Below are 21446 nucleotides of genomic sequence, written 5' to 3' on the forward strand. Positions count from 1 at the left end.
AAATACGAGCACTTTTAACAGCATCTGGGGATGGTAACTTGCCGGACCGGTCAGGTAGTAGGCGGCATTGAGCGGCTCTAAATTGATCTTATTGATCACATCGTTGACCACCCGGACAACGTGCCCTTTGGGGACAAGATCTTCTAAACTTGGAGGAAGCAGCATCAACTGATGCTGGTGATAAGGCTTGAAATTAGGCTGTCGGCGACCCATTTTTCTTTGGTTTGCTTATAACTAAAGATAATCAATCCAGAAAAATTACCCAAACCTCTAAAATGAAAAAAGACTGCCTCATTTGAGACAGCCTCTTTTCGTTCTGTCAGTCTGAGCGCAGTCGAAGACTAACCCTCCATCGTAATCACCGCCCGGGTGCAGACCCCTCCTACCGGCGGATTGAATTTGGAGACCCGCACTTTGATGTTTGCGACAAGCGGGTAATGCTCTCTTATTTTTTCAATGACATTGAAACCAATGTGTTCCAGCAGCTTGGCTGGCTCTTGCATTACTTTTGAGGCGATCTGGTAGATCGTTTCGTAGTTGACCGTTTCGCTGAGTTTGTCGGCTTGCGCTGCTTTAAAAAAATCGGTTGTGATTGTAATATCAAGCGCATATTTGTTGCCTATCCTTTGTTCCTCGGGGTAATATCCGTGGTAAGCAAAAAACTCAAGTCCTTCCAGGCTGATAGTTCCCAATGTCACTTAGATTTGGTCAAAGAATGAACCGCCACCGCCTGTTTTCTTAGGTTGCACAGTCTCGCGCGGTCTGTTGATGGTTGATGCGGTATCCCGCGCCTTTTCTGCTGATTTATGCATTTCAGCCAGTGCTTCATTTGCTTCGTCAGCTGCACTTCTCACCGTTTCACGCGGCTTGTTATAAACTATCTCTTCTTCTACAGGTTCAGGCGCGGCAATGGGTTCTGGCTCTTCGATTGCATTAAGTTCTTCCTGCTCAAATGCAGCCTCCGGAATTGCTCCCTCCTCCACATCAACGATTTCAGGCTCTTCTTCTTCCCGCGTCATTTCAAAAACAACTTCCGGCTTGTCGTCCTGCAAAATGACAGCTACTTCCGCTTCATGTTCCTCGGGCTCCGCTTCCCTTGCTACTTCCATTGCCGGGATGTGATAGCTGGGCTTCTTTGGAATTTCAATTTCAGAAACGTGCTGCTTGATTTCCTCCATCTTGTTGAGAACAGACTCTTTATCGTATTTCTGCTCAAAACGTTCAACAGTATCAATGGTATTATTAGCCAGCGAAGTGAGCTGTACAATGAGGTTATCCCTGAAATTTTCAATCGCTCTGAAGTCGCGCTCCTGACGTTTTATTTCAGTTGCAAAATCTTCCTTAAACTGCTTTAAACGATCTTCGGTTTCCCGTATAATCTGGCTGGTTCTTGCTTCTGCTTCCGACACCAGATCGTTGGCTGTGGATTTTGATTCTTCGATTCTTTTTTCGGCCAGCTCGTGTGCTTCTTTCTCAATCAGCTTACTTGTATCTTCTGCCGCTTTAAGTGTGCGAAACAGCGTTGATTCTATGTCTTTTAACTTACTAAGCTCTTTTTCCGCGTATTCGAGCTGCATTTTTAACAAGCTGTTTTCACTCGAAAATCGCTCCCATTCCTGGGACAGTGAATTCAGGAAAGCATCTACTTCGTCCGGGTCGTAACCTCTGAAAATCTTTTCAAAAGTATGCTTGCGTATCTCTATCGCGGATATTTTCATGATGCGTTCAAAGCTTTGTTACTAGATAAAATCAGTCGTGTAAGTTAAAGATATATGCGTCATTTTTCAAAGTATTTGCCAATAATACCATATTATAAGTATGCTATTCGGCCACTTTCCAGACCGATATCATACGGTCGTCGCTGCATGATATCAGCTGGTTTTCACAGGTTGTCCAGAGGAGTTTATTAACCGAAGTTCCATGCCCGGCGTGACGTGCCCGGTCGATGATTTTCTTCAATTTGAAAGTTGCAGTATCCCAGACTTTAATCGATTTGTCCATACTGCAGGTTGCAAATAATTGCTGGTCGGGACTGAATGCAATGTCGTTGATAGCGTACATGTGAGCCGGAATATCGGCTACTGTTCCATAAGCATCATTTACATCCCAAATTTTCAGGTGCGCATCGCGCCCGGTTGTGAAAAGATAATGACCGTCCGGCGAATACCTAACGGAGAAAACGGAGTTTGAATGTGATTGGATTGTCTTTTTTAATACAAAACCATCCAGATCAAAGATATGTACATTGCATTCACTGTCGCCGGTTGCGAATTCATTGGTATAAGGATTGACTGCAATCGACCGCACACTTTTACCCGAAACCTTAATGTGCTTACGAACTGAAAAGCTCGGTATATCCACGACAATGATCACCCCGTCTCCGGTAGCGATTAATGCATTTTCACCCGATATCTTGATGTCAAAAATAGCGGCGGCTGTAATCTTCGATGTTTTCTCAATCTTATTGCTCACGGTGTCCAGCAGCTGGATTCCTTCGTAATTCTGCCCGATCCAGAGCTTTTGGTCCTCAGGATTGAGGGCGAGCGCATAGACGGAGGTGCCCGCGCGCGCTACCAGGTTACCGAGGTCTGGCTTGTTCAGGTCCCATTGAATGACAAATCCGTCGCCGCCGGCAGAATAAAAACCGTGGGAAGTCGAATCTGAAATAATTGTATAGACACTATCCCGATGACCGGAAAAAGTATCTACTTTGTGAATATTCATTGTTTTTGGTGATTAGCTTTTTCAGCTGTTGGCTTTTAGCCCTGAGCTGTTAGCTGTTAATTTTCAGGGACTAGCCTTGCGTTAAGCTGTGGAAAATAAGGATTGTGATCGATGATTTGAATTTATTTTACGATTTAAGCGGTTATTTTGCCTAACAACAATCAATTCGATTACTGTGTTGAAAAAAAGGAGCTAACAGCCAATAGCTAGCTGCAACCGAACAGCTAAAAAGCTCCAATCCGTTTTAAACAGAATAACTATGCCGCTCGTTCATTCCGAGATGATCGAAGAGACCTGTACACTGCTGCTGTGGAAGTTAACTGAAACTGAAACTGAACTAAGGGAAAACCTGGGTAACCGCTTCAATATTGAAGAGTTGAACAACATTTCACACCCTCAGAAAGTCAGGGAGTGGCTGGCCAGTCGGATGCTGATTAAAACCCTGGCAGAGCGTTTTGGCATTGCTTACGTTGGCTTGCACAAGGACGAACACGGCAAAGCTTTTCTGATCGACAATGAATCCCATATCTCCATTACGCATACATCTGAATTTGTGGCAGTGGCGATCAATCCGAGCGCAGCTGTTGGCATTGATATGGAGAAAAGCGACGCAAAGTTGCAGCGGACTGCCAATAAGTACCTCTCTCCCGAAGAATTTGCCCACGCTGAAAACGACATTTCAAGGCTGAGCATTTACTGGTGCGCCAAGGAAGCACTCTATAAAATGTACGGGAAGAAAAAGATCAGTTTTAAAGAGGCAATCCGCATTCAGCCGTTCTCCGTTGAACAGGTATTGGCAGAAGGAAAACTGACAGACGAAGACAAGATCGTAAGTTCCAGAATACACATCAGGTGGTTTGACGGACATTGCCTTGCCATCGCCCTCTGATTAATTCTCCTCCGGCTCGTCAAGCGTCGACTTCAATATCTTCTCAATCTCCTGCATTTTATCCTGCTCGCTGGTTTTTTCATACGACAAGATCAGATTCCGCAATACGCGCTGCACGATTTCAAGGTTGGTGCAGGGCTGATAAAAGATCTCTTTCGATTTGATATTCAGCTGGGCAATGTAGTGGTCAATATCCGTCTTGGAAAAAATGATCCCGCGGTTAAATACATTGATATAGAACTGCGTCTTGTCGCTCTTGTACGTCAGCACGAAAAGATTGGGAAGATTAACTCCGTAAACCGGCATGCCAAGCTTTCTAGCAATCAGCAGGTAAATCACGCACAATGTGATCGGGTTACCGCGGCGGCTTTCCAGTACTACATTGATCATTGAATTGGAAGGCGAATGGAAGTTCTTGGTATTCGCCGCAAAGTTCATTACGCCAAAGAACAAGCTGTTAATGCGTTTAATCTGATCAACCGCATTCATTTCTTCCTGAAACTGTATCCAGATATCGTAATAAAGCTGCTCAATGGTGGTTCTCAGCTTTTCAATGGACAGGTCTGGATAGTGATAAGTGGCAATAATCCACATACCTTCCAGCAAATCCAGACCGCCACCATTTTTCCAGGCTTGCAGCCGCTCTATCATAATGCTGAGCTGCAGTTCGTGGATCAGTTCTTCTATTTTTCTTTGCACGTGAGGATTAAAGCTTTCCTCCCATTCTGTTTCCAAAAACGGGATAACGCTTCCTCCAAGTGACAGGATTTTGCCTTCAACGTGCTGGCTTACTTCGTGATCTTCGTCATCAAGTAAGGATATCAGTGCCTTTATTTCTCTCTGGTTCATTTTCCTCAAATCTGCATTTAACAACCAACGGATAAATAAAAACATTTTTTTTTTATAGAAGCCAAATTTTCTACTTTTGCCCGGGAAAAAAACCTCTCCCAGATAATCACTTTAAGTTGTTATCATACCCTGAATTCTGTTTTATTGCATACTTAAAGGCGTTTTTCACAAGCAGCTATATCAGCGATAATCATTAAAATTAGATTTTGGGCATGAAAATTCTCGTTACCGGAGGAGCCGGATTTATAGGTTCCCACACTGTTGTGGAGTTGGACAGAGCGGGTTTTAAACCGGTCATTGTTGACAACCTTTATAATTCAAACCGGGATGTTCTGGAAGGGATTAAAAAGATCACTGGTAAAGATTTTCCGTTCTACGAAATCGACTGCAACAATGCAGACCAGGTCCGCGATCTTTTTGCACAAGAGCAGTTCGACGGAGTAATCCACTTCGCAGCTTACAAGGCGGTCGGTGAATCGGTTGAAAAACCTTTGAACTACTACGAAAACAACATTATCTCGCTGCTGGTCCTTCTACGCGCAATGCAGGAGTTCAATGTTCCTAACTTTGTTTTCTCTTCTTCCTGCACAGTTTACGGTCAACCTGACGCGATTCCAGTTACAGAAAATACCCCAAGAAAGCCTGCTACTTCGCCTTACGGAAATACAAAAGCGATCGGCGAGGATATCATTCGTGATCATACTTACTCCAAACCGGGTATCAAAGCAATTTCTCTGAGATACTTCAACCCGATCGGTGCACACGAATCGTCGCTGATTGGTGAGCTGCCAAATGGCGTACCAAGCAATCTTGTACCTTTTATCACGCAGACTGCCGCTGGTCTTCGCAAATCACTGACGGTTTTCGGAAACGATTATGATACGCCCGACGGAACTTGCATCCGTGATTTTATACATGTGGTTGACTTGGCCAAAGCGCACGTAAAAGCACTGGAATTGCTGCAATCTGAAACCGAAACCAACTACTACGATGTGTTCAATGTAGGCACCGGCGAAGGCTATACCGTTTTACAGCTGATCAATACTTTTGAAGAAGTAAACGGAGTCAAATTAAACTATACGATCGGGCCGCGCCGCGAAGGGGATGTGGAAAAGATTTACGCGCAGTCTGACAAAGTCAATAATGTAATGAAATGGACTGCCGAGAAAACCATTGCAGACGCTTTGCGCGATGCATGGAACTGGCAATTAAAAATAACAGCTCAGTAAATGAAAAAAATCCTGATCACAGGCGGTGCCGGCTTCATCGGCTCACATGTAGTACGCCGCTTTGTCACTTCCCATCCCGACTACCACATTTTCAACCTGGATGCACTTACTTACGCAGGTAACCTCGAAAACCTCCGTGACATTGAAAATGCACCTAATTATACATTTGTAAAAGGCGACATCGTGGACGCAGCGTTCATCGACAAGCTTTTTACCGAGCACGACTTTTTCGGCGTTGTTCACCTGGCAGCAGAAAGTCACGTCGACCGTTCCATTTCTGACCCGATGTCATTTGTAATGACGAATGTGGTTGGAACAGTAAACCTGCTGAACTCGGCAAAAAATGCCTGGAAAGAAGATCTTCAAAACCACCGTTTCTACCACGTTTCAACAGATGAAGTTTATGGTGAGCTGCACGATCCGGGCACTTTCTTTCTGGAAACAACCAAATATGATCCCCGCTCCCCCTACTCAGCTTCCAAAGCATCTTCTGATCATTTTGTAAGAGCCTATCACAACACTTATAAATTGCCTGTTGTGATCTCAAATTGCTCCAATAACTACGGACCAAATCACTTTCCTGAGAAGCTGATTCCTTTGATGATCCACAATATCATCCAGAAAAAACCACTTCCGGTTTATGGAAAAGGCGAGAACATCCGCGACTGGCTTTTTGTAGAAGACCACGCCAGAGCAATCGACGTGATTTTCCACGACGGAGCAAATGGTGAAACGTACAATATCGGCGGTCACAACGAATGGAAAAACATTGACCTGGTTATGCTGCTTTGTTCCATTATGGACAAAAAGCTGGGCCGCGAAGAAGGGGAAACCGCACAATTGATCACTTACGTGACCGATCGCGCAGGGCACGATTTGCGTTATGCGATTGATGCTACCAAGCTTTCCAACGAGTTGGGATGGAAACCTTCCCTGCAATTTGCCGAGGGGCTTGAAAAAACAGTAGACTGGTACCTCAACAACCAGGAGTGGCTTAACAACGTTACCTCCGGAACATACCAGAAATACTACGACGAAATGTACTCGGAAAGATAATTCCGGACAATTAGTCGCTCACTCCAAACAGAACTCACTTTATGAAAGGCATTATATTGGCCGGGGGCTCCGGAACCAGGTTGCACCCCTTGACATTGGCAGTTAGTAAACAGCTCATGCCCGTTTACGACAAACCAATGATCTACTACCCGCTGTCTATCCTCATGCTGGCGGGCATTCGCGAGATACTCATTATTTCTACCCCGCACGACCTGCCTCACTTTGAAAAGCTGCTTGGAGACGGTAGCCAGCTAGGCTGTCAGTTCAGCTATGCAGTGCAGCCAAGTCCGGACGGACTGGCGCAGGCATTTATCATTGGCGAGGAGTTTATCGGCAATGAGAAAGTAGCACTGATCCTGGGAGATAACATCTTTTACGGATCCGGCTTATCGCAGCTTTTACAATCCAACAACGATCCCGACGGTGGTGTAATCTTCGCATACCAGGTACACGATCCTGAGCGTTACGGAGTTGTGGAATTCGACAAATCCAACAATGTTCTTTCGATAGAAGAAAAACCGACTACGCCGAAGTCAAACTACGCGGTACCGGGCTTGTATTTCTATGATAACGACGTTGTTGAAATTGCTAAAACCATCCCGCCTTCCCCACGTGGCGAGCTGGAAATTACTGACGTTAACAGGGTATACCTCGAACGCGGAAAGCTCAAAGTAGGTGTACTGAACCGTGGAACAGCGTGGCTGGATACAGGTACCTTCCAATCGCTGATGCAGGCCGGGCAATTTGTACAGGTGATTGAAGAGCGCCAGGGTTTAAAGGTCGGCTGCATTGAGGAGATCGCTTACCGAATGGGCTTTATTACTGCAGACCAGTTACGTGAAATCGCCAAGCCTCTCGTGAAAAGTGGCTATGGCACTTATCTTGAACGCATTGTAGCCAACGGTTGATCGTCGGCTCTTTTGTCCGGATTATTTAAATGAAGTTTTTGGCAGAGGAAATTGAGGAGTATTCCGTACTGCATACGGAAAATGAGAGTGAGTTGCTGAAGTCTTTAAACAGAGAGACACACGCTAACATTCTCAATCCACGTATGCTTTCAGGGCATTTACAGGGCAGGTTTTTGTCGATGATTTCGAAGATGATCAGACCTGACAGAATCCTGGAAATCGGCACTTACACGGGCTACTCTGCATTATGTCTCTGCGAAGGGCTCAATCCAGGCGGGAAACTGGTTACCATTGATATCAACGAAGAACTTGAAACATTTACCCGCGGTTTCTTCGACCGTTCTTCGTACTCCTCCTCCATCAAATACCTGATTGGTAATGCCCTCGACCTGATTCCGGATCTGGAAGACACTTTCGATCTGGTTTTTATCGATGCGGACAAAATCAATTATTCTTCTTATTTTAACCTTTGTCTTGAAAAGGTAAGAAAGGGCGGTTTTATTATCGCCGATAATGTACTCTGGAGTGGCAAAGTCATTCAGGAAGGCATTAAGCTGGACAAAGACACCCGGGCGTTGCTGGATTTCAACCGTATGGTTCACGAGGATAGCCGCGTTTCCAATGTGCTGCTCCCAATCCGCGACGGATTAATGATACTTCAAAAAAATTAAGCACACAATCAGTAAGTCAAGTACCAATATTTTATGGCCAGAACTTTCATTAAGAACATCAAGTACCTTGCAGTTGCGTGGATTTTGTCGCTTGTTACAATCAGTCAGTCTTTTTCGCAAACCCCAGAGATACCAGCCAGTGTATCTTTTGGCGGCATTACGGTAAAGTTTGACAGGGGTGCACAGAATCTGATTGAAGAGGATGTAAAAAGCCTGATGTCGAATAAGAAGTTTTGGGAAGAGAAAATGGACAGGGCTATCCTGCATTTCCCGATTGTTGAAGGTATTTTAATGGACGAAGAAGTTCCCATTGACTTCAAATACCTTGCAGTGCAAGAAAGCTCGTTCCGCCCGGATGTGATTTCTACCTCCAATGCAGTTGGCTATTGGCAGTTCAAACCGGAAACTGCAATCGGATTAAACCTGAGAGTGGATGACAAGATTGATGAGCGTAAAAACATCAGTTCATCCACACACGCTGCGGCCTGGTATCTTAAGAAAAACAACCAGCAGTTCAACAACTGGGTAACTACATTGTACTCCTATTATCTGGGTGCAGGCGGCGTGAGGAAAATCGTCCCTGCGAGCTGGGCTTATGCGCGTGAGGTGACACTTACAGCTAAAACTGACCGCTACATGCTCCGCTTTTTTGCACACAAAATCGCATTAGAGGCTGGAATTGAAAGGTATAAGTCCCCAAATACATTGGTACTGATCGAGTCCGATCTGGGAAAAGGCAAGTCTCTCGACCAGATTGCAACTTCACTGGGCATTAGTTCGGCAGAGCTGAAAAACTATAACAGGTGGCTTGTAGATGATAAGATCCCTTCTGACCGAGAATATCTGGTAACCATTCCTGTGCCTGTGTCGCAGGTGGCTGAAGTACGTGAAAAATTGTCACTTCCTCCCCAGCAGACTACTGTTGCATCAGTCTATGAGGAGAGCGGCTATCCGGTTCTTAAAAAGACCTCGCCGCCTTCCCAAAGTCCTGCATTATACGAGATCAACGGACTGAAAGGGGTTGAAGCAACTCCGGGCGCCAAACCTAAAACGCTGGCTAAGGCAGGTGGGCTCAGGACACCGAAATTCATGCGTTACAATGATATGCTTGCCGAAATGCCGCTAGTTCCAGGGCAGGTATATTACTTATCAAGAAAGCATAAAAAAGCATCTACCCCCTTCCATACCGCGAGGCCGGGAGATACCTGGCACAGTGTGTCGCAGCAATATGGCGTGCGCTTGGTCAATCTTTTGAAATACAACCGTACTACCAGCCGGAACTATCCGATCCAAACAGGACAGGTTCTGTTCCTGGACAAAAAACGGCCGAGGAAACAGCCGATAGAGATTATAGCGCCGCCGCAGACTACGCCTCCTGCTGCGAAAGATCCTGTCATTGCTGTTGTTCCGGAGAAAACGCCGGCTACTGCTGCTAACACCATTCCGGACAAACCGTCTGGCAGAAAGAAATACACGCCTGTACTGGTTGAAAAAACAGAATCGGCCACTCCTGCTGAAACCAGGCCAACCGAGACTGTCTCCCCTGCTGCTTCAACAGCTTCGCCCGCTACAGTTCCTCCGGTAACCGCGTCAACATCGGTACCTAAAACCGGCGCTGTGGCCCCTGCTTCCAAACAGCCAGGAACAATGCAGGAATCTGACGACAGAGTTGTGATCATCACGCAGGATAATACCGATACCTCATTCAAATCCACTGAGGAGCAACGGCCGATTGCAAAAGCTGACGGTCCGTCGAAAGTAGTTACGCCAAACGAAACGAGAACAACTGCTTCCACATCGGTGTATGCACGCCAGAGAGCTGCGGCGGAAGAACGTGCTGCGCGAGAGAATGCAGCAAAGGAGGTTTCTACAAGTGCTGGAACTACTGCGGCGGCGGCAACGCACACTGTTGTTTCAGGCGACACTTACTTTGGTATTGCAAGCAAATACAATCTCTCATTACGTGAGCTTCTCGATCTTAACAACAGAAGCGCTCAGGCAAGATTGGTTGTCGGCCAGAAATTGATTGTAAGCAAATCAGGTACGGAAAATGCAGCTGCGCCTGTGGCTGAAAGAGCAACTCCTGAAAAAACAGCTCCTGAAAGAATTGCAGTGACACGCAGCGAGCCTGCGGCAACATTTAAGACTCCGGAAGAAATCAAGCACGAAACCAGACTGACCGCAGATCCGAATGCAGAGTTTCACGTTGCGCAGGGTGGACAGACTTACTACAGCATTTCAAGAGCCTACGGTCTGACCATCAGAGAGCTTTTTGAATTGAACAACCTCAGTACTTCTGACAAACTTAAAACGGGCCAGCGGCTGCGGGTAAGGCGGGATGCTGGTAACCCGTCGGACAATGAAGCTGTTAATCAAGCGATCAGTGGCGGTGCTCAGACCCACATCGTTGCGGCCGGTGAAACACTTTTCCGCATTGCACAAACCTATCGTACTTCCATTGAAGAACTTAAGAGATTAAACAATATCTCAGGAAATAGCGTTATGGTGGGACAAAAACTTAAAATACCTCAGCAGTAGTAAGAGAACCCATGATTTTAATTGACCATACCTGTATTAGTGACGATATTGAAGACCAGCTTTTTGTCTGTAATCTGGACAAATGCAAAGGTGCTTGCTGTGTAGAAGGAGATTCAGGTGCCCCGCTTGACGAAGAAGAAATCGCAATTCTGGACGAAATATACCCGATGGTTGCGCCTTACCTGACAGAATCAGGGAAAAAAGCGATTGCCGAGCAAGGCACTTCAACCAAAGATTGGGATGGTGATTTTGTGACGCCTATTATCGATGGCAAGGAATGCGCTTACGCTATTTACGACGAAAATAACATTCTTAAATGCGGCATTGAAGCGGCCTATCTCGACGGCAAGATCAGCTACAAAAAACCAATCTCCTGCCATTTATATCCCATTCGGGTCACAAAATATGACGAATTTCACGCGCTGAATTACGACCGCTGGTCCATCTGCAGTCCTGCCTGTGACTTTGGTAAACAGCTTGGTGTGCCTGTGTACAAATTCCTGAAGGAGCCGCTGATACGTGCTTATGGAACAGAATGGTACGATCAGCTAACCCACGAAATTGGCGAGCGTGAAGAGGCAAGAGCCAATGAAAAAAGATAATGCATTCTTTAACGACGTGTATGATGTAGTACGCCAGATACCGCCTGGACGCGCTACTTCTTACGGTGCTATTGCCAAATACCTGGGAAACAACCGTGGTGCGAGAATGGTTGGATGGGCAATGGGGAACAGTTATACGCGTGAAGGTATCCCTGCACACCGGGTTGTAAACAGCCAGGGAGAACTTACTGCTTCTGCGCTTTTTGAAACACCTACTACCATGCAGGAAAGGCTCGAAAGCGAAGGTGTAATTGTAAGAAATAACAAGATCCAAAACTGGAAAGTCTGCTTCTGGGATCCGGAAAAGGAACTATGATAAACGAAAACAATCCCGGCCGAGGTCGGGATTGTTTGTTTCATGGTGAACCTTATTGCAATGATATCAACTTTTCGCTCGTACTTTCAATCTGAACTTCCTTGATCAATTTACTGCCTCCGTTCTGCATTTCAAAGTAGTAAGTTCCGTCGTTCATTTCGTCAAGGTTGAATACGCGACGGTATTTGGACCCTTTATTATTGAACACTTCTGAGTAATATACATTCCCTGCTTTGTCCCTTACGATCACTTTTACCTTGTCGTTTGTAGCTTTATTCACAGACAGTCTGACTTTGTTGCTGTCCGAGATCTTGTAGAGACTAGCGTCGAATGCTACTGCGGTCGCGTCTTTTTCTTCTGTGTTTTTCTTTTTGTCAGTGGTGAAAGAAGCGAGTGACAATGTGAGCGCTAATGCGCAGAACAGGTTTGAGATGTTTGAAATTTTCATGGCTAATAGTATTTAAAGTTTGGCTGCATGCACCTGCATGGTTGCTCTCTAAATAAAAAAGGATGTGCCACGTTCGCTGTTTACTAAATTTTACACACAAAATTTAGCTTTCAAACACTTGATTTACAGGTATATACGATATTAATACGAACTTTTCATTTTCAAAACCAGCCAGAAAGAAGTTGTTCAGAACCGAACATTTTACATCGTAAGCGAACATTTCAGCTGTTACTGTGACGCCCGTTTTTATTTGCCACAGCTTCATTTACAATTATGATTTTGCAGCTTACCTGACCGAAGCGTAGTTGTCTGTAAGCTTTGGTTTCGGGTCATGAAGCAACCAAAGGCCGATGAAGGTAATTAGCCCATTTATAATCAGTCTCTCAAAGCCAAACTTATATCCGTTAAACCATTCAGCAGAATGATCATTGATGATGTAAGTCAAAATCGGTGCGAGAATGCAAACCAGTGGAACCCACCGGTCTTTCACCGGTCTTTTCAAGAATGCGCCAAAAGAGAAAAGTCCGAGCAATGGACCGTAAGTATAACCGGCAAGATCGAAAACGGCTGTAATTACTTCTTTGCTGTTCAGCCGGTTGAAGATCAGGATCACCAGATAGAAGACAACCGAGAACATGATGTGCACCCAGAATTTAATGGAAGAACGCTTTTCCTCGGGGCGCTTTTCAATATTCATAAAATCAATGCAAAAAGCAGTTGTCAGCGCGGTAAGCGCTGAATCCGAACTGGCATAAGTAGCAGCGGTAATACCGAGCAGGAAGGTGATACCCACCAGCAAACCCAGGTGGTTTAATGCAAGCATTGGATAAAAATCGTCTGTCTTCGCTGTCGCCGGTATACCTTGCGCTTCTGCATATACGTAAAGCAATGCACCCAGGGACAGGAACAGGAAATTCACGATCACAAGCACGATTGTGAACCAGAACATATTCTTCTGTGCCTCGCCTATGTTTTTACAAGTCAGGTTCTTCTGCATTAAATCCTGATCAAGGCCCGTCATCACAATGGCGATGAATACACCTGCAAAAAACTGCTTAAAGAAGTTCTTCGGATCATTGACATCCCAAAAGAAGATCTTTGAGTATTTGCTCTGATCCACCGCGTTCCAGATATCCCCGATCCCACTCAGGTTCAACTCCCTGGAAACCAAAACGATCGTCAGAACTACGGCAGTGATCAGAAAGAAAGTCTGCAGGGTATCGGTGACAATAATAGTTTTCACACCGCCTTTGAATGTGTAAATCCAGATCAGGAATATAGTGATCGCGACTGCCACTTCGAATGGAACGCCCAGCGGCTTAAATAGCGCCAGCTGTAGAACCTGTGCAGCTACGTAGAGCCTTACGGCAGAGCCGATTGTACGTGAAAGCAAGAAAAAGCCTGAGCCTGTTTTATAGGACCAAAAGCCGAAACGCTGTTCGAGATAGCTATAAATGGAAATCAGATTGAGCCGGTAATAAAGCGGCATCAGCACGGTACCGATTACAAGGTATCCCAGAATATACCCGATTACAACCTGAAAATACGAAAACTGAATATTGGCGACTGCCCCCGGCACTGAAACAAACGTGACCCCGGAAAGCGAAGTTCCGATCATACCAAATGCAACCAGGTACCACGGAGACTGGCGGTTAGCAGTAAAAAATGTATTTGTATCCGCCCCTTTGGAAGTGTAAATGGAGACCGTAATCAGCATCCCAAAATAGACTACCAATATGACCAGCGAAATGTACGGATTCATTAAAAAAGGGGGATTTTGGATTGGTGGAGCAATGGATTAAAAGGCTGAAAGCTTCTAATAATCTGCGTTTTTAATTAGATTTGCTAATCAAACAGAAATTTGGTTGTTATGCAAGCGCTTACAGAAACAGATGTAGAAATTCTGGAAGAAACGATTGACACCGACATTAAAAAGCTGATTATTTATAATGACGATGTGAATACTTTCGACTGGGTGATAGATACTTTGATAGAGGTGTGCGGGCATTCTAGCGAGCAGGCTGAACAATGTACGATCATTATTCATTATAAGGGAAAGTGTTCCGTGAAAGAAGGGGCATTTGAGGAACTCGCCGGCATGCGGAACGAAATTTGCCGGAGAGGTATTTCAGCCGAAATACATTAACCTTACGCTCATGAATTATCCCTCGCGCCTGATTGAGGATGCAGTAAACGAAATCTCCCGACTTCCCGGCATTGGCAAAAAAACCGCATTGCGGCTGGCATTACATTTGCTCAAAAGAGAAGAGGAACAAACCCGGTCTCTTTCGAATGCCTTGCTGGATATGCGTACCAAGACCACTTACTGCGCCAAATGCCACAATATCGCGGATGATATTTACTGCAATATCTGCGCAAATCAGAAGCGTGATCAAAGCATTATTTGTGTGGTAGTGGATACGAGGGATGTACTTGCCATTGAATCTACCAATCAATACAAGGGTTTATATCACGTACTCGGTGGTATTATCTCGCCGCTGGAAGGTATCGGACCCTCCGATTTACACATTGACTCGCTTATTGAACGGGTCGAAAATCCAGGTGAGTTCGCGCAGGTTCAAGAGATCATCCTTGCATTAAGTCCCACGATGGAGGGAGATACCACAGCATTTTATCTACAAAAAAGGCTTAAAGCCACAGGAGTTAAAATAAGTACGATTGCCCGCGGAGTACCCATTGGCGGAGACCTGGAATATGCCGATGAAATTACGCTCGGGCGCAGCATTATAAGTCGGGTGGCTTATGATTGATTATTAACAATTTCAATGAACCGTTATGAATAGAACAGATTTTTTGCGGACACTTGCCGGTGGAGCACTTACTGCCGGAGCATTGGCCAACCACACTTTTGCCGGAAATTCCGAAGCCATTTTGGCAGAAACCGCGCCATTCAAGCAAAGCCCGCTTCCATACGATTTCGGCGCTCTTGAACCGAGCATTGATAAAATGACAATGGAGATCCATTACGGAAAGCACCACGCGGCTTACGTGAAAAATCTGAACGATGCAGTGAAAGGAACCGAGTTTGAGAAGAAGTCGCTGGAAGAAATTATCAAGTCTGTAGGCAAAGCATCCGCTGCGATCCGTAATAATGGCGGCGGTCACTGGAACCATACTTTCTTCTGGGAAGTAATGGGACCCAAAAAAGGCACCGGACCAACCGGCGCAGTTGCTGACGCGATCAATGCACAATTTGGTTCTTTTGACAAATTTAAAGAAGAATTCGGCAAGGCAGCTACTACCCGTTTCGGTTCTGGCTGGGCGTGGCTGGTTGCAAAAGACGGAAAACTAGCAGTTGGCTCGACGCCAAACCAGGATAACCCACTCATGGACGTATCTGACTTAAAAGGTACCCCGATCCTAGGACTGGATGTTTGGGAACACGCTTATTACTTGCATTACCAAAATAAAAGACCAGATTACATCAAAGCATTCTGGGACGTTGTAAACTGGGAGAAAGTAGCTGCGAATATGAAGAAAGCTTAGGAAGGGAGAATGGAGGAATGGGAGGAAGGAGGAGGGGAACGGAAGAAGCTGAGTACTTAAATAAAAGAGGATGGAGCCGGTAAGTCCCTGGCTCCATCCTCTTTTTACTTCCTCCCTTCACTCCCCTACGAAAAACTAATTACAAAACGAAGAAATGACCTTATAGGCCTGCTGGTAGCCCAATTCCCCGGCTTTGCTGAGATCCAGACAGCCGTCGTTGATTTCACCCAGGCTGTTTTTCAGGATACCTCTCAGGTAATATGCTTCCGGATAGTCGGAGCGGAGTTTAATTGAACTGGTAAAATCCAATACCGCACCCATTTGGTCGCCGCTGGCAGAGCGGATCATCGCTCTTGAAAAATAGGCATTTGAGTAGGTCGGATTGAGTTCAACTGCTGTTGTCAGGTCCTGAATTGCAGCTTTCGTCTCTCCGATTTTTGCTCTTGTAATGCCTCTGATATAATAAGCCTCTGCGCGCTCGTTGGTCAATGTAGCTATCTTGACATTCTCTTTAACTTGGTCTCGAAGTTCATCCAGCTTCTCCCGGTTGATTTTCCCCGAATAGACAATCTTCTTAGGATCACCTACGTATGTATTTTTCAGTTCAATGGATTTGGATAAATCTGCAATTGAACCACGATGATCATTCAGTTTCCATTTTGAAAAACCACGACCGTAATACGCCTGAAAATGATCAGGATTGAGTTGAATGGTTTTATCAAAATCAATGATAGCTCCTCCAAAGTCTTCCAATTTGTTCTTCGCCAAACCTCTGTTTGCATAAAGCTCACTATCATTGGGGCTTAATTCGATTGCTCTTGTGAAATCAGCACTGGCGCCCTGGTAATCTCCGAGCTCCAATTTCGCCAGCCCGCGACCAGCATAAGCGCCTGTTCTTTTTGGGCTTAATTCAATTACCCGCGTGAAATCGGCCAGACTTCCGGCGTATTCCTGTAAATCCTGCTTGCAGTTCCCTCTTGCGTACAATGCAGCAAGCTCGTCAGGGTTCAATGCGAGCGCGCGATCGAGATCTGCCAATGCATGCCGATGATTTTTCAGCTTGGCGTAGCTTACACCGCGGTTGTAGTAAGCTTTGGGCTCTTCGGGATTCAGTTCAATGGCTTTGGAATAATCCTCGATAGCAGCACGGTAATCTTCCTGCAAACTCTTGCTCACTCCCCTGCTTTGGTAGTACAAAGATTCTTTCGGGCTGAGTTCGATGGCTTTGTCGTAATCGAGTATCGCGCCCCGGTGGTCTTTCAGATTTGCTTTCGCAAGCCCCCTGTTGAAATAGCTTGGCGCGTGTTCAGGGTTCATGGAAATAACGGTGGTGTAAGCCTGCAATGCGCCGTTAAAATCGCCTGTTCCGGCTTTTGTATTTCCTTCTTCAAAGAATTCGGCGGCTGAACGCTGGGCAAAAATGGGGCAAGACAAGGTAAGCGCAAATAGAAATGCGACGCCAGATACTAAGAATTTCATGAATGTAAACCTTTTCCTCAAATCAGATATATTGTAATTATTCTATAAAAGTATTCAAATTCCGTTTTAGCATCAAAAAAAGAAATGGTTCGGGTTTTTGTAAATCTTAGTCGGGGATATTGGTTACTTTTATGGCGGTACCATCCGTTCAACATACTATTTAACAAACCGTTTCAGATATGACAGCAGCAGGAAAAAGAATATTTGTCGCACTATTATTCATTATCGCAGTTACAGCTGTATACTTTGCATTCTTCAAGTCCGCTGATGAGCCGGTCGCAACTGAGCAGGATATGGTTGAAGAAACTGGTGAACCCGCTTCGGTATACCTGACTTCCATGACTGACCTCGAAGGAAAGCCTGTGGCAATGGACGAAAACAAGCTTGTATTTATCAATGTATGGGCTACCTGGTGCGGGCCGTGCAATATGGAAATGCCTGGTATTCAAAAGCTTTACGATAAATATAAGTCACATAAAGATGTAGCTTTTTACATTATCTCAGACGAGGACGCGGCTACTGTCAATCCCTTTATTGAAAGAAAGGGGTACCAGCTTCCATTTTATCAATACACAGGCAGCTACCCCGCTGCGCTCGACGGCAATGCAATTCCAAGAACATACATTATCTACAAAGGAAAAATTTTGGCGCAGGAAATAGGCGCTTCTCAATGGGACCGGCCCGAAGTAATCGATCTGATCGAGAAGCAACTTGCTGAAATCTGAAACCCATATAACAGGAAAGGCGCTGGTATCAGCGCCTTTCCTGTTAACTATATTATCAAAGCTTATTCCACTACGAAAGTACCTTTCATCAGGGCATAGTGACCTGGGAAGCTGCAAATGTAAGTGTAAGTACCTTTTGCAGGAGCTGTGAATTCGATCGTATCGCTTTCTCCGCCACCTACAAGTTTGGTATGTGCAATAATGCTCGCTTTTTCAGATGCAGGAATGTATTCTGTTTCTCTGGCTGCTGCCGCTTTCGATCCAAATGTTGCAACGTCAACGCCTGGTTTCAACAATACCCAGTTGTGTCCCATAGCTGTTTTTGCAAGTTTACCTGAGTGAGTAAGTGTAAGCTTCACTTTTTGTCCTGCCTTCACCTTAATCTCTTTCACGTCGAACTGCATTGCATCAGTTCCTTTTATTACGATGGTTTTAACTTGTTTTGCATCGTCCACCACTGTGCTGGCAGGAATCAACTTAGCCAGAACAGGGTTCATTGTAACTGCTCCGAAAGCCAGAACTGAGGCAAGAAGCATTACGCCATACTTGGTCGTTTTCATGTTATGAGTATTAGGTATACTTGTTTAATTAAATTTAACCTGTGCAATTTACGACACGGTGTTTTAAAAAAACAATTCATTAACAATTGTTTGAAAACTAATCTGTCAGAACAGGATTTTGTACTGATCGCGCACAGCTCTACCCACACATAACACCGACAAAACCATCATATAATGGTTAATATCGACAGGGTCCATCGGGATCGGAAGCTTACCCGATTTGGTCGACAATGCCAGCAACATCATCGAAATAACAACCCAGAGCGCGCTTTTCTGCCTGCTGGCAAGCCCCACACAGGATATCAGCAGGGTTACTAAAATGCAGAGGGATTTGATAATGAGTCCCACATATTCTACCCTGAACCAGGTAATGCAGTAAAATAGGAGCAGGCCCAGCGCAACTGTTGAAAACAGCAGAAAATTCCCGCCTTTATAGCGCATTAAAAGACACCACGATGCCGATACCAGGCACATAGCACCAAGCGTCATTTCTCCGGCAGCAGCAATTTCCCTGACGGGTTTCATTTGTTCCACTCCCGCAAAAACGAGCAAGTCCGTCAATGCAACAACAGCTATACTGATAAAAAAGATACCCCAAAGCCATTTTGTAACGGTAGGCTGATTATTGAAATACCTGAAAAAAATGAACAAACTGGTGCCGCTTAAAACGAGATTAGAAAATATATGGGGATTGCTAAGTATATCCATAAACACCCATCAGATTGTCAAAAAAGCAATTTACAAATTCTGGCTACATTTTGCTACTTCGTGCTTTTCGTTCTACTTTTACCAAAAAAACTGATTTACCAACATGAGCGTTTTAGTTAATAAAAATTCTAAGATTATAGTTCAGGGATTTACCGGTTCGGAAGGGTCTTTTCACGCCCAGCAGATGATTGAATATGGTAGCAATGTCGTGGGTGGTGTGACCCCTGGTAAAGGCGGACTTTCTCATTTGGAAAGACCTGTATTCAACACTGTTGATCAGGCTGTTCGTTCTACCGGAGCTGACGTGGCTATTATTTTCGTTCCACCGGCTTTTGCCGCTGACGCAATCATGGAAGCAGCTGATGCTGGTATCGGCGTAATCGTTTGTATCACCGAAGGTATCCCAACCAAGGATATGATGCAGGCGAAAGAATATATCAAGAATAAGAACTGCCGCCTGATCGGTCCTAACTGTCCAGGTGTAATTACTGCGGAAGAATGTAAAGTTGGTATCATGCCTGGCTTTATCTTCAAGAAAGGTACTGTTGGTTTGGTTTCAAAATCAGGAACTTTAACTTACGAAGCAGTTGACCAGCTGACACGCGCAGGACTAGGACAAACTACTGCAATCGGAATTGGCGGTGACCCAATTATCGGAACAACTACAAAAGAAGCAGTTGAGCTTTTGATGAATGACCCTGAAACCGAAGCTATCGTAATGATCGGTGAAATTGGTGGAAGCATGGAAGCAGATGCCGCCAACTATATCAAATCGACTGGTAACAAAAAGCCGGTTGTAGGTTTTATCGCCGGACAAACTGCTCCAAAAGGTCGCAGAATGGGCCACGCCGGTGCAATCATCGGTGGAGCTGACGATACTGCAGAAGCTAAAATCAGAATCATGAAAGAGTCAGGTGTCTTTGTTGCTGAATCGCCTGCATTGATCGGCGAAACGATGCTGCTTGCTCTTGGAAGAAAATAATCTACATTTACGCATACCACTTTTAAGAGGGCTGGGGAAACCCCGCCCTTTTATAATTATGAAGTCCGTATTCACACGCACCAGTTGGGCTTTCTTTACGGCATTTATGTTTTTCGCGACTTTTGCATTCAGCGCCGCAAAGGTCACGCTCCCCGAACGCTATTTTCCTGTTTACAATTACCAAAACGACTGGCTGGTTTACAATGCAGCTTACAAGAACTATGTCCCCTATTCACAGGGTGTTGATGAAGATTCGCGTTCGGTAAGCCTTTACATTGATCTGGTCAAGAACCGCAGGTATGCATTGCTGTTGACAGCCGAAGCGGAAAGCTATCTCTTCATCGAAGGCGCACTACAATCCCGCATTGACCCCAATCAGTGGCGGGAGCTTAGTATTGACAGTCTGCTCAAAGTTTACAGGAAGGACGAATTGCTCGTAACTATCTATGGCAGTCCCGGAATTGATGATAAGGCAGCACTTTTGTGTCACAGAAAGACCAGTGCTGATGCAGCTACACTTACCAGTACACGGCCAAACTTTATCAATATTAAACCAATTTCATTTTCGCCGTTTGGTAATTTCGCGGTACTGGCTCTGGTGCTGATATTGATACTAAATGCGTGGATTTTTAATCTGAACCCGCTCTCCTTTCTGCGCCTGATCAACCCCATTGAATTTTTCAACGGCGACCCGCGAGATCAGATTTCGAAGATCAATAAACCTTACAGTAATGCAATTATCTTCTTCGCGATCATCACCGCGATGTGGATGAGCTTTGTACTTCTATTCTTTGCCAGCAACAAGCTTAATCTGTTTTCGGTAAACAGCATACTTTCGGAGAAATCAAACACACTCATGATCTTCGCCGATTTTCTGATCCTGTCGACACTGTTCTTTGTGCTTAGCTACGTCAAATACATTTGTATGCTACTGGCTGGAAATATGCTCAATCTGGATAAGCAGGTGGATATCCTGTTTATCAAAATAATACAATCCTCTTATATGTTTTATGGTGCTTTTTTTCTGATCGTTTTCGGAATGAGCTTCAATCATATGAGCTGGATTTCAGACATGCGGGCCTACGTTGTTTTACCCTTCCTGTTTTTCTATATAGCCCGTTTTATCGCTCTGTACGTGGTTACCAAGCCTCCGGGCTCGTTGATTAATCTGTATTTATTTTCGTACCTTTGCGTTATTGAAATAATCCCGCTCATCGTTAGTATGAAATTTGCCTTGTAAGCATACAAAGATGAG

24 protein-coding genes are annotated in these 21446 nt (G+C 45.0%); 14 read left to right on the forward strand and 10 right to left on the reverse strand.

All coding sequences use genetic code 11. The features are described 5' to 3' along the window. The 4 genes from Q369_RS28095 to Q369_RS0124660 all read right to left on the reverse strand — a co-directional run. Positions 1 to 213 (reverse strand): transposase (locus tag Q369_RS28095; protein WP_035333825.1); only part of this gene is annotated, 213 nt, incomplete at its 3' end. A 128-nt stretch (positions 214 to 341) separates the two neighbouring features. After that, the gene (folB, locus tag Q369_RS0124650) at positions 342 to 692 is read right to left on the reverse strand and encodes a dihydroneopterin aldolase (protein ID WP_031530386.1); all 351 of its coding nucleotides are present in this window, start codon (positions 690 to 692) and stop codon (positions 342 to 344) included. A 6-nt stretch (positions 693 to 698) separates the two neighbouring features. After that, positions 699 to 1718, reverse strand: a complete 1020-nt coding sequence (locus Q369_RS0124655) for a DivIVA domain-containing protein (RefSeq protein WP_031530387.1) — start codon at positions 1716 to 1718, stop codon at positions 699 to 701. A gap of 103 nt (positions 1719 to 1821) precedes the next feature. Next, positions 1822 to 2724, reverse strand: coding sequence for a WD40 repeat domain-containing protein (locus Q369_RS0124660; protein WP_031530388.1), 903 nt, complete (start codon positions 2722 to 2724; stop codon positions 1822 to 1824). 259 nt (positions 2725 to 2983) lie between these two features. Here Q369_RS0124660 and Q369_RS0124665 point away from each other — a divergent pair, with 259 nt between their 5' ends. Beyond that, entirely contained in the window at positions 2984 to 3613 is a 630-nt protein-coding gene (locus tag Q369_RS0124665; RefSeq protein WP_031530389.1) for a 4'-phosphopantetheinyl transferase family protein, read from the forward strand. Here Q369_RS0124665 and Q369_RS0124670 read toward each other — a convergent pair whose 3' ends face one another. Further along, positions 3614 to 4462 (reverse strand): transglutaminase-like domain-containing protein, encoded by an 849-nt coding sequence (locus tag Q369_RS0124670; protein ID WP_031530390.1) that lies wholly within the window; start codon positions 4460 to 4462, stop codon positions 3614 to 3616. A 212-nt stretch (positions 4463 to 4674) separates the two neighbouring features. Between Q369_RS0124670 and galE the strand changes: the two genes are divergently transcribed. Genes galE through Q369_RS0124705 form a run of 7 tightly spaced genes read left to right on the forward strand, consistent with a single transcriptional unit; the run spans position 4675 to position 11782 of the window. Then, complete coding sequence (gene galE, locus Q369_RS0124675; protein ID WP_031530391.1) at positions 4675 to 5691, forward strand: UDP-glucose 4-epimerase GalE; 1017 nt, start codon at positions 4675 to 4677, stop codon at positions 5689 to 5691. Beyond that, positions 5692 to 6747: a dTDP-glucose 4,6-dehydratase gene (gene rfbB, locus Q369_RS0124680; protein ID WP_031530392.1), complete on the forward strand. Its 1056-nt coding sequence runs from the start codon at positions 5692 to 5694 to the stop codon at positions 6745 to 6747. Between the two features lie 41 nt (positions 6748 to 6788). After that, on the forward strand, positions 6789 to 7655 hold the full coding sequence (gene rfbA / locus Q369_RS0124685) for a glucose-1-phosphate thymidylyltransferase RfbA (protein ID WP_031530393.1): 867 nt from the start codon (positions 6789 to 6791) through the stop codon (positions 7653 to 7655). Between the two features lie 29 nt (positions 7656 to 7684). Next, a complete protein-coding gene (locus Q369_RS0124690) occupies positions 7685 to 8326 on the forward strand; it encodes an O-methyltransferase (RefSeq protein WP_031530394.1) in 642 nt (213 codons plus the stop codon). 33 nt (positions 8327 to 8359) lie between these two features. After that, positions 8360 to 10864: a LysM peptidoglycan-binding domain-containing protein gene (locus tag Q369_RS0124695; protein ID WP_031530395.1), complete on the forward strand. Its 2505-nt coding sequence runs from the start codon at positions 8360 to 8362 to the stop codon at positions 10862 to 10864. An 11-nt stretch (positions 10865 to 10875) separates the two neighbouring features. Continuing rightward, positions 10876 to 11466, forward strand: a complete 591-nt coding sequence (locus Q369_RS0124700) for a DUF3109 family protein (protein WP_031530396.1) — start codon at positions 10876 to 10878, stop codon at positions 11464 to 11466. Continuing rightward, positions 11453 to 11782 (forward strand): MGMT family protein, encoded by a 330-nt coding sequence (locus Q369_RS0124705; protein ID WP_031530397.1) that lies wholly within the window; start codon positions 11453 to 11455, stop codon positions 11780 to 11782. The genes Q369_RS0124700 and Q369_RS0124705 overlap by 14 nt, the downstream gene beginning before the upstream one ends. Before the next feature lie 52 nt (positions 11783 to 11834). On the opposite strand, the gene Q369_RS0124710 is transcribed toward Q369_RS0124705, so the two are convergent. Further along, positions 11835 to 12230 carry a hypothetical protein gene (locus Q369_RS0124710; RefSeq protein WP_031530398.1) on the reverse strand — a complete coding sequence of 132 codons (396 nt, stop codon included), beginning with the start codon at positions 12228 to 12230 and terminating at the stop codon, positions 11835 to 11837. A 286-nt stretch (positions 12231 to 12516) separates the two neighbouring features. Then, entirely contained in the window at positions 12517 to 13992 is a 1476-nt protein-coding gene (locus Q369_RS0124720; RefSeq protein WP_031530399.1) for a sodium:solute symporter, read from the reverse strand. Positions 13993 to 14100: 108 nt separating this feature from the next. Here Q369_RS0124720 and Q369_RS0124725 point away from each other — a divergent pair, with 108 nt between their 5' ends. Genes Q369_RS0124725 through Q369_RS0124735 form a run of 3 tightly spaced genes read left to right on the forward strand, consistent with a single transcriptional unit; the run spans position 14101 to position 15737 of the window. Then, positions 14101 to 14376, forward strand: a complete 276-nt coding sequence (locus tag Q369_RS0124725) for an ATP-dependent Clp protease adaptor ClpS (protein ID WP_031530400.1) — start codon at positions 14101 to 14103, stop codon at positions 14374 to 14376. A gap of 10 nt (positions 14377 to 14386) precedes the next feature. Next, entirely contained in the window at positions 14387 to 15001 is a 615-nt protein-coding gene (gene recR, locus Q369_RS0124730) for a recombination mediator RecR (RefSeq protein ID WP_031530401.1), read from the forward strand. Between the two features lie 25 nt (positions 15002 to 15026). Then, on the forward strand, positions 15027 to 15737 hold the full coding sequence (locus Q369_RS0124735; protein ID WP_031530402.1) for a superoxide dismutase: 711 nt from the start codon (positions 15027 to 15029) through the stop codon (positions 15735 to 15737). Between the two features lie 135 nt (positions 15738 to 15872). Here the strand turns inward: Q369_RS0124735 and Q369_RS0124740 are convergent, their stop codons facing one another. Further along, on the reverse strand, positions 15873 to 17216 hold the full coding sequence (locus tag Q369_RS0124740) for a tetratricopeptide repeat protein (RefSeq protein WP_031530403.1): 1344 nt from the start codon (positions 17214 to 17216) through the stop codon (positions 15873 to 15875). 179 nt (positions 17217 to 17395) lie between these two features. Here Q369_RS0124740 and Q369_RS0124745 point away from each other — a divergent pair, with 179 nt between their 5' ends. Continuing rightward, positions 17396 to 17941, forward strand: a complete 546-nt coding sequence (locus Q369_RS0124745) for a TlpA family protein disulfide reductase (protein ID WP_031530404.1) — start codon at positions 17396 to 17398, stop codon at positions 17939 to 17941. A gap of 62 nt (positions 17942 to 18003) precedes the next feature. On the opposite strand, the gene azu is transcribed toward Q369_RS0124745, so the two are convergent. Together azu and Q369_RS0124755 are read right to left on the reverse strand one after the other, a co-directional pair. Continuing rightward, complete coding sequence (gene azu / locus Q369_RS0124750; protein WP_031530405.1) at positions 18004 to 18501, reverse strand: azurin; 498 nt, start codon at positions 18499 to 18501, stop codon at positions 18004 to 18006. A 105-nt stretch (positions 18502 to 18606) separates the two neighbouring features. Beyond that, positions 18607 to 19209: a DUF6962 family protein gene (locus Q369_RS0124755; protein WP_031530406.1), complete on the reverse strand. Its 603-nt coding sequence runs from the start codon at positions 19207 to 19209 to the stop codon at positions 18607 to 18609. A 103-nt stretch (positions 19210 to 19312) separates the two neighbouring features. On the opposite strand from Q369_RS0124755, the gene sucD reads away from it, so the two are divergent. After that, on the forward strand, positions 19313 to 20191 hold the full coding sequence (sucD, locus tag Q369_RS0124760; protein ID WP_031530407.1) for a succinate--CoA ligase subunit alpha: 879 nt from the start codon (positions 19313 to 19315) through the stop codon (positions 20189 to 20191). A 58-nt stretch (positions 20192 to 20249) separates the two neighbouring features. After that, a complete protein-coding gene (locus Q369_RS0124765) occupies positions 20250 to 21431 on the forward strand; it encodes a DUF4271 domain-containing protein (protein ID WP_031530408.1) in 1182 nt (393 codons plus the stop codon). Positions 21432 to 21446 lie beyond the last annotated feature (15 nt).

The sequence above is a fragment of the Dyadobacter crusticola DSM 16708 genome (genome assembly GCF_000701505.1).
GTDB lineage: Bacteria > Bacteroidota > Bacteroidia > Cytophagales > Spirosomataceae > Dyadobacter > Dyadobacter crusticola.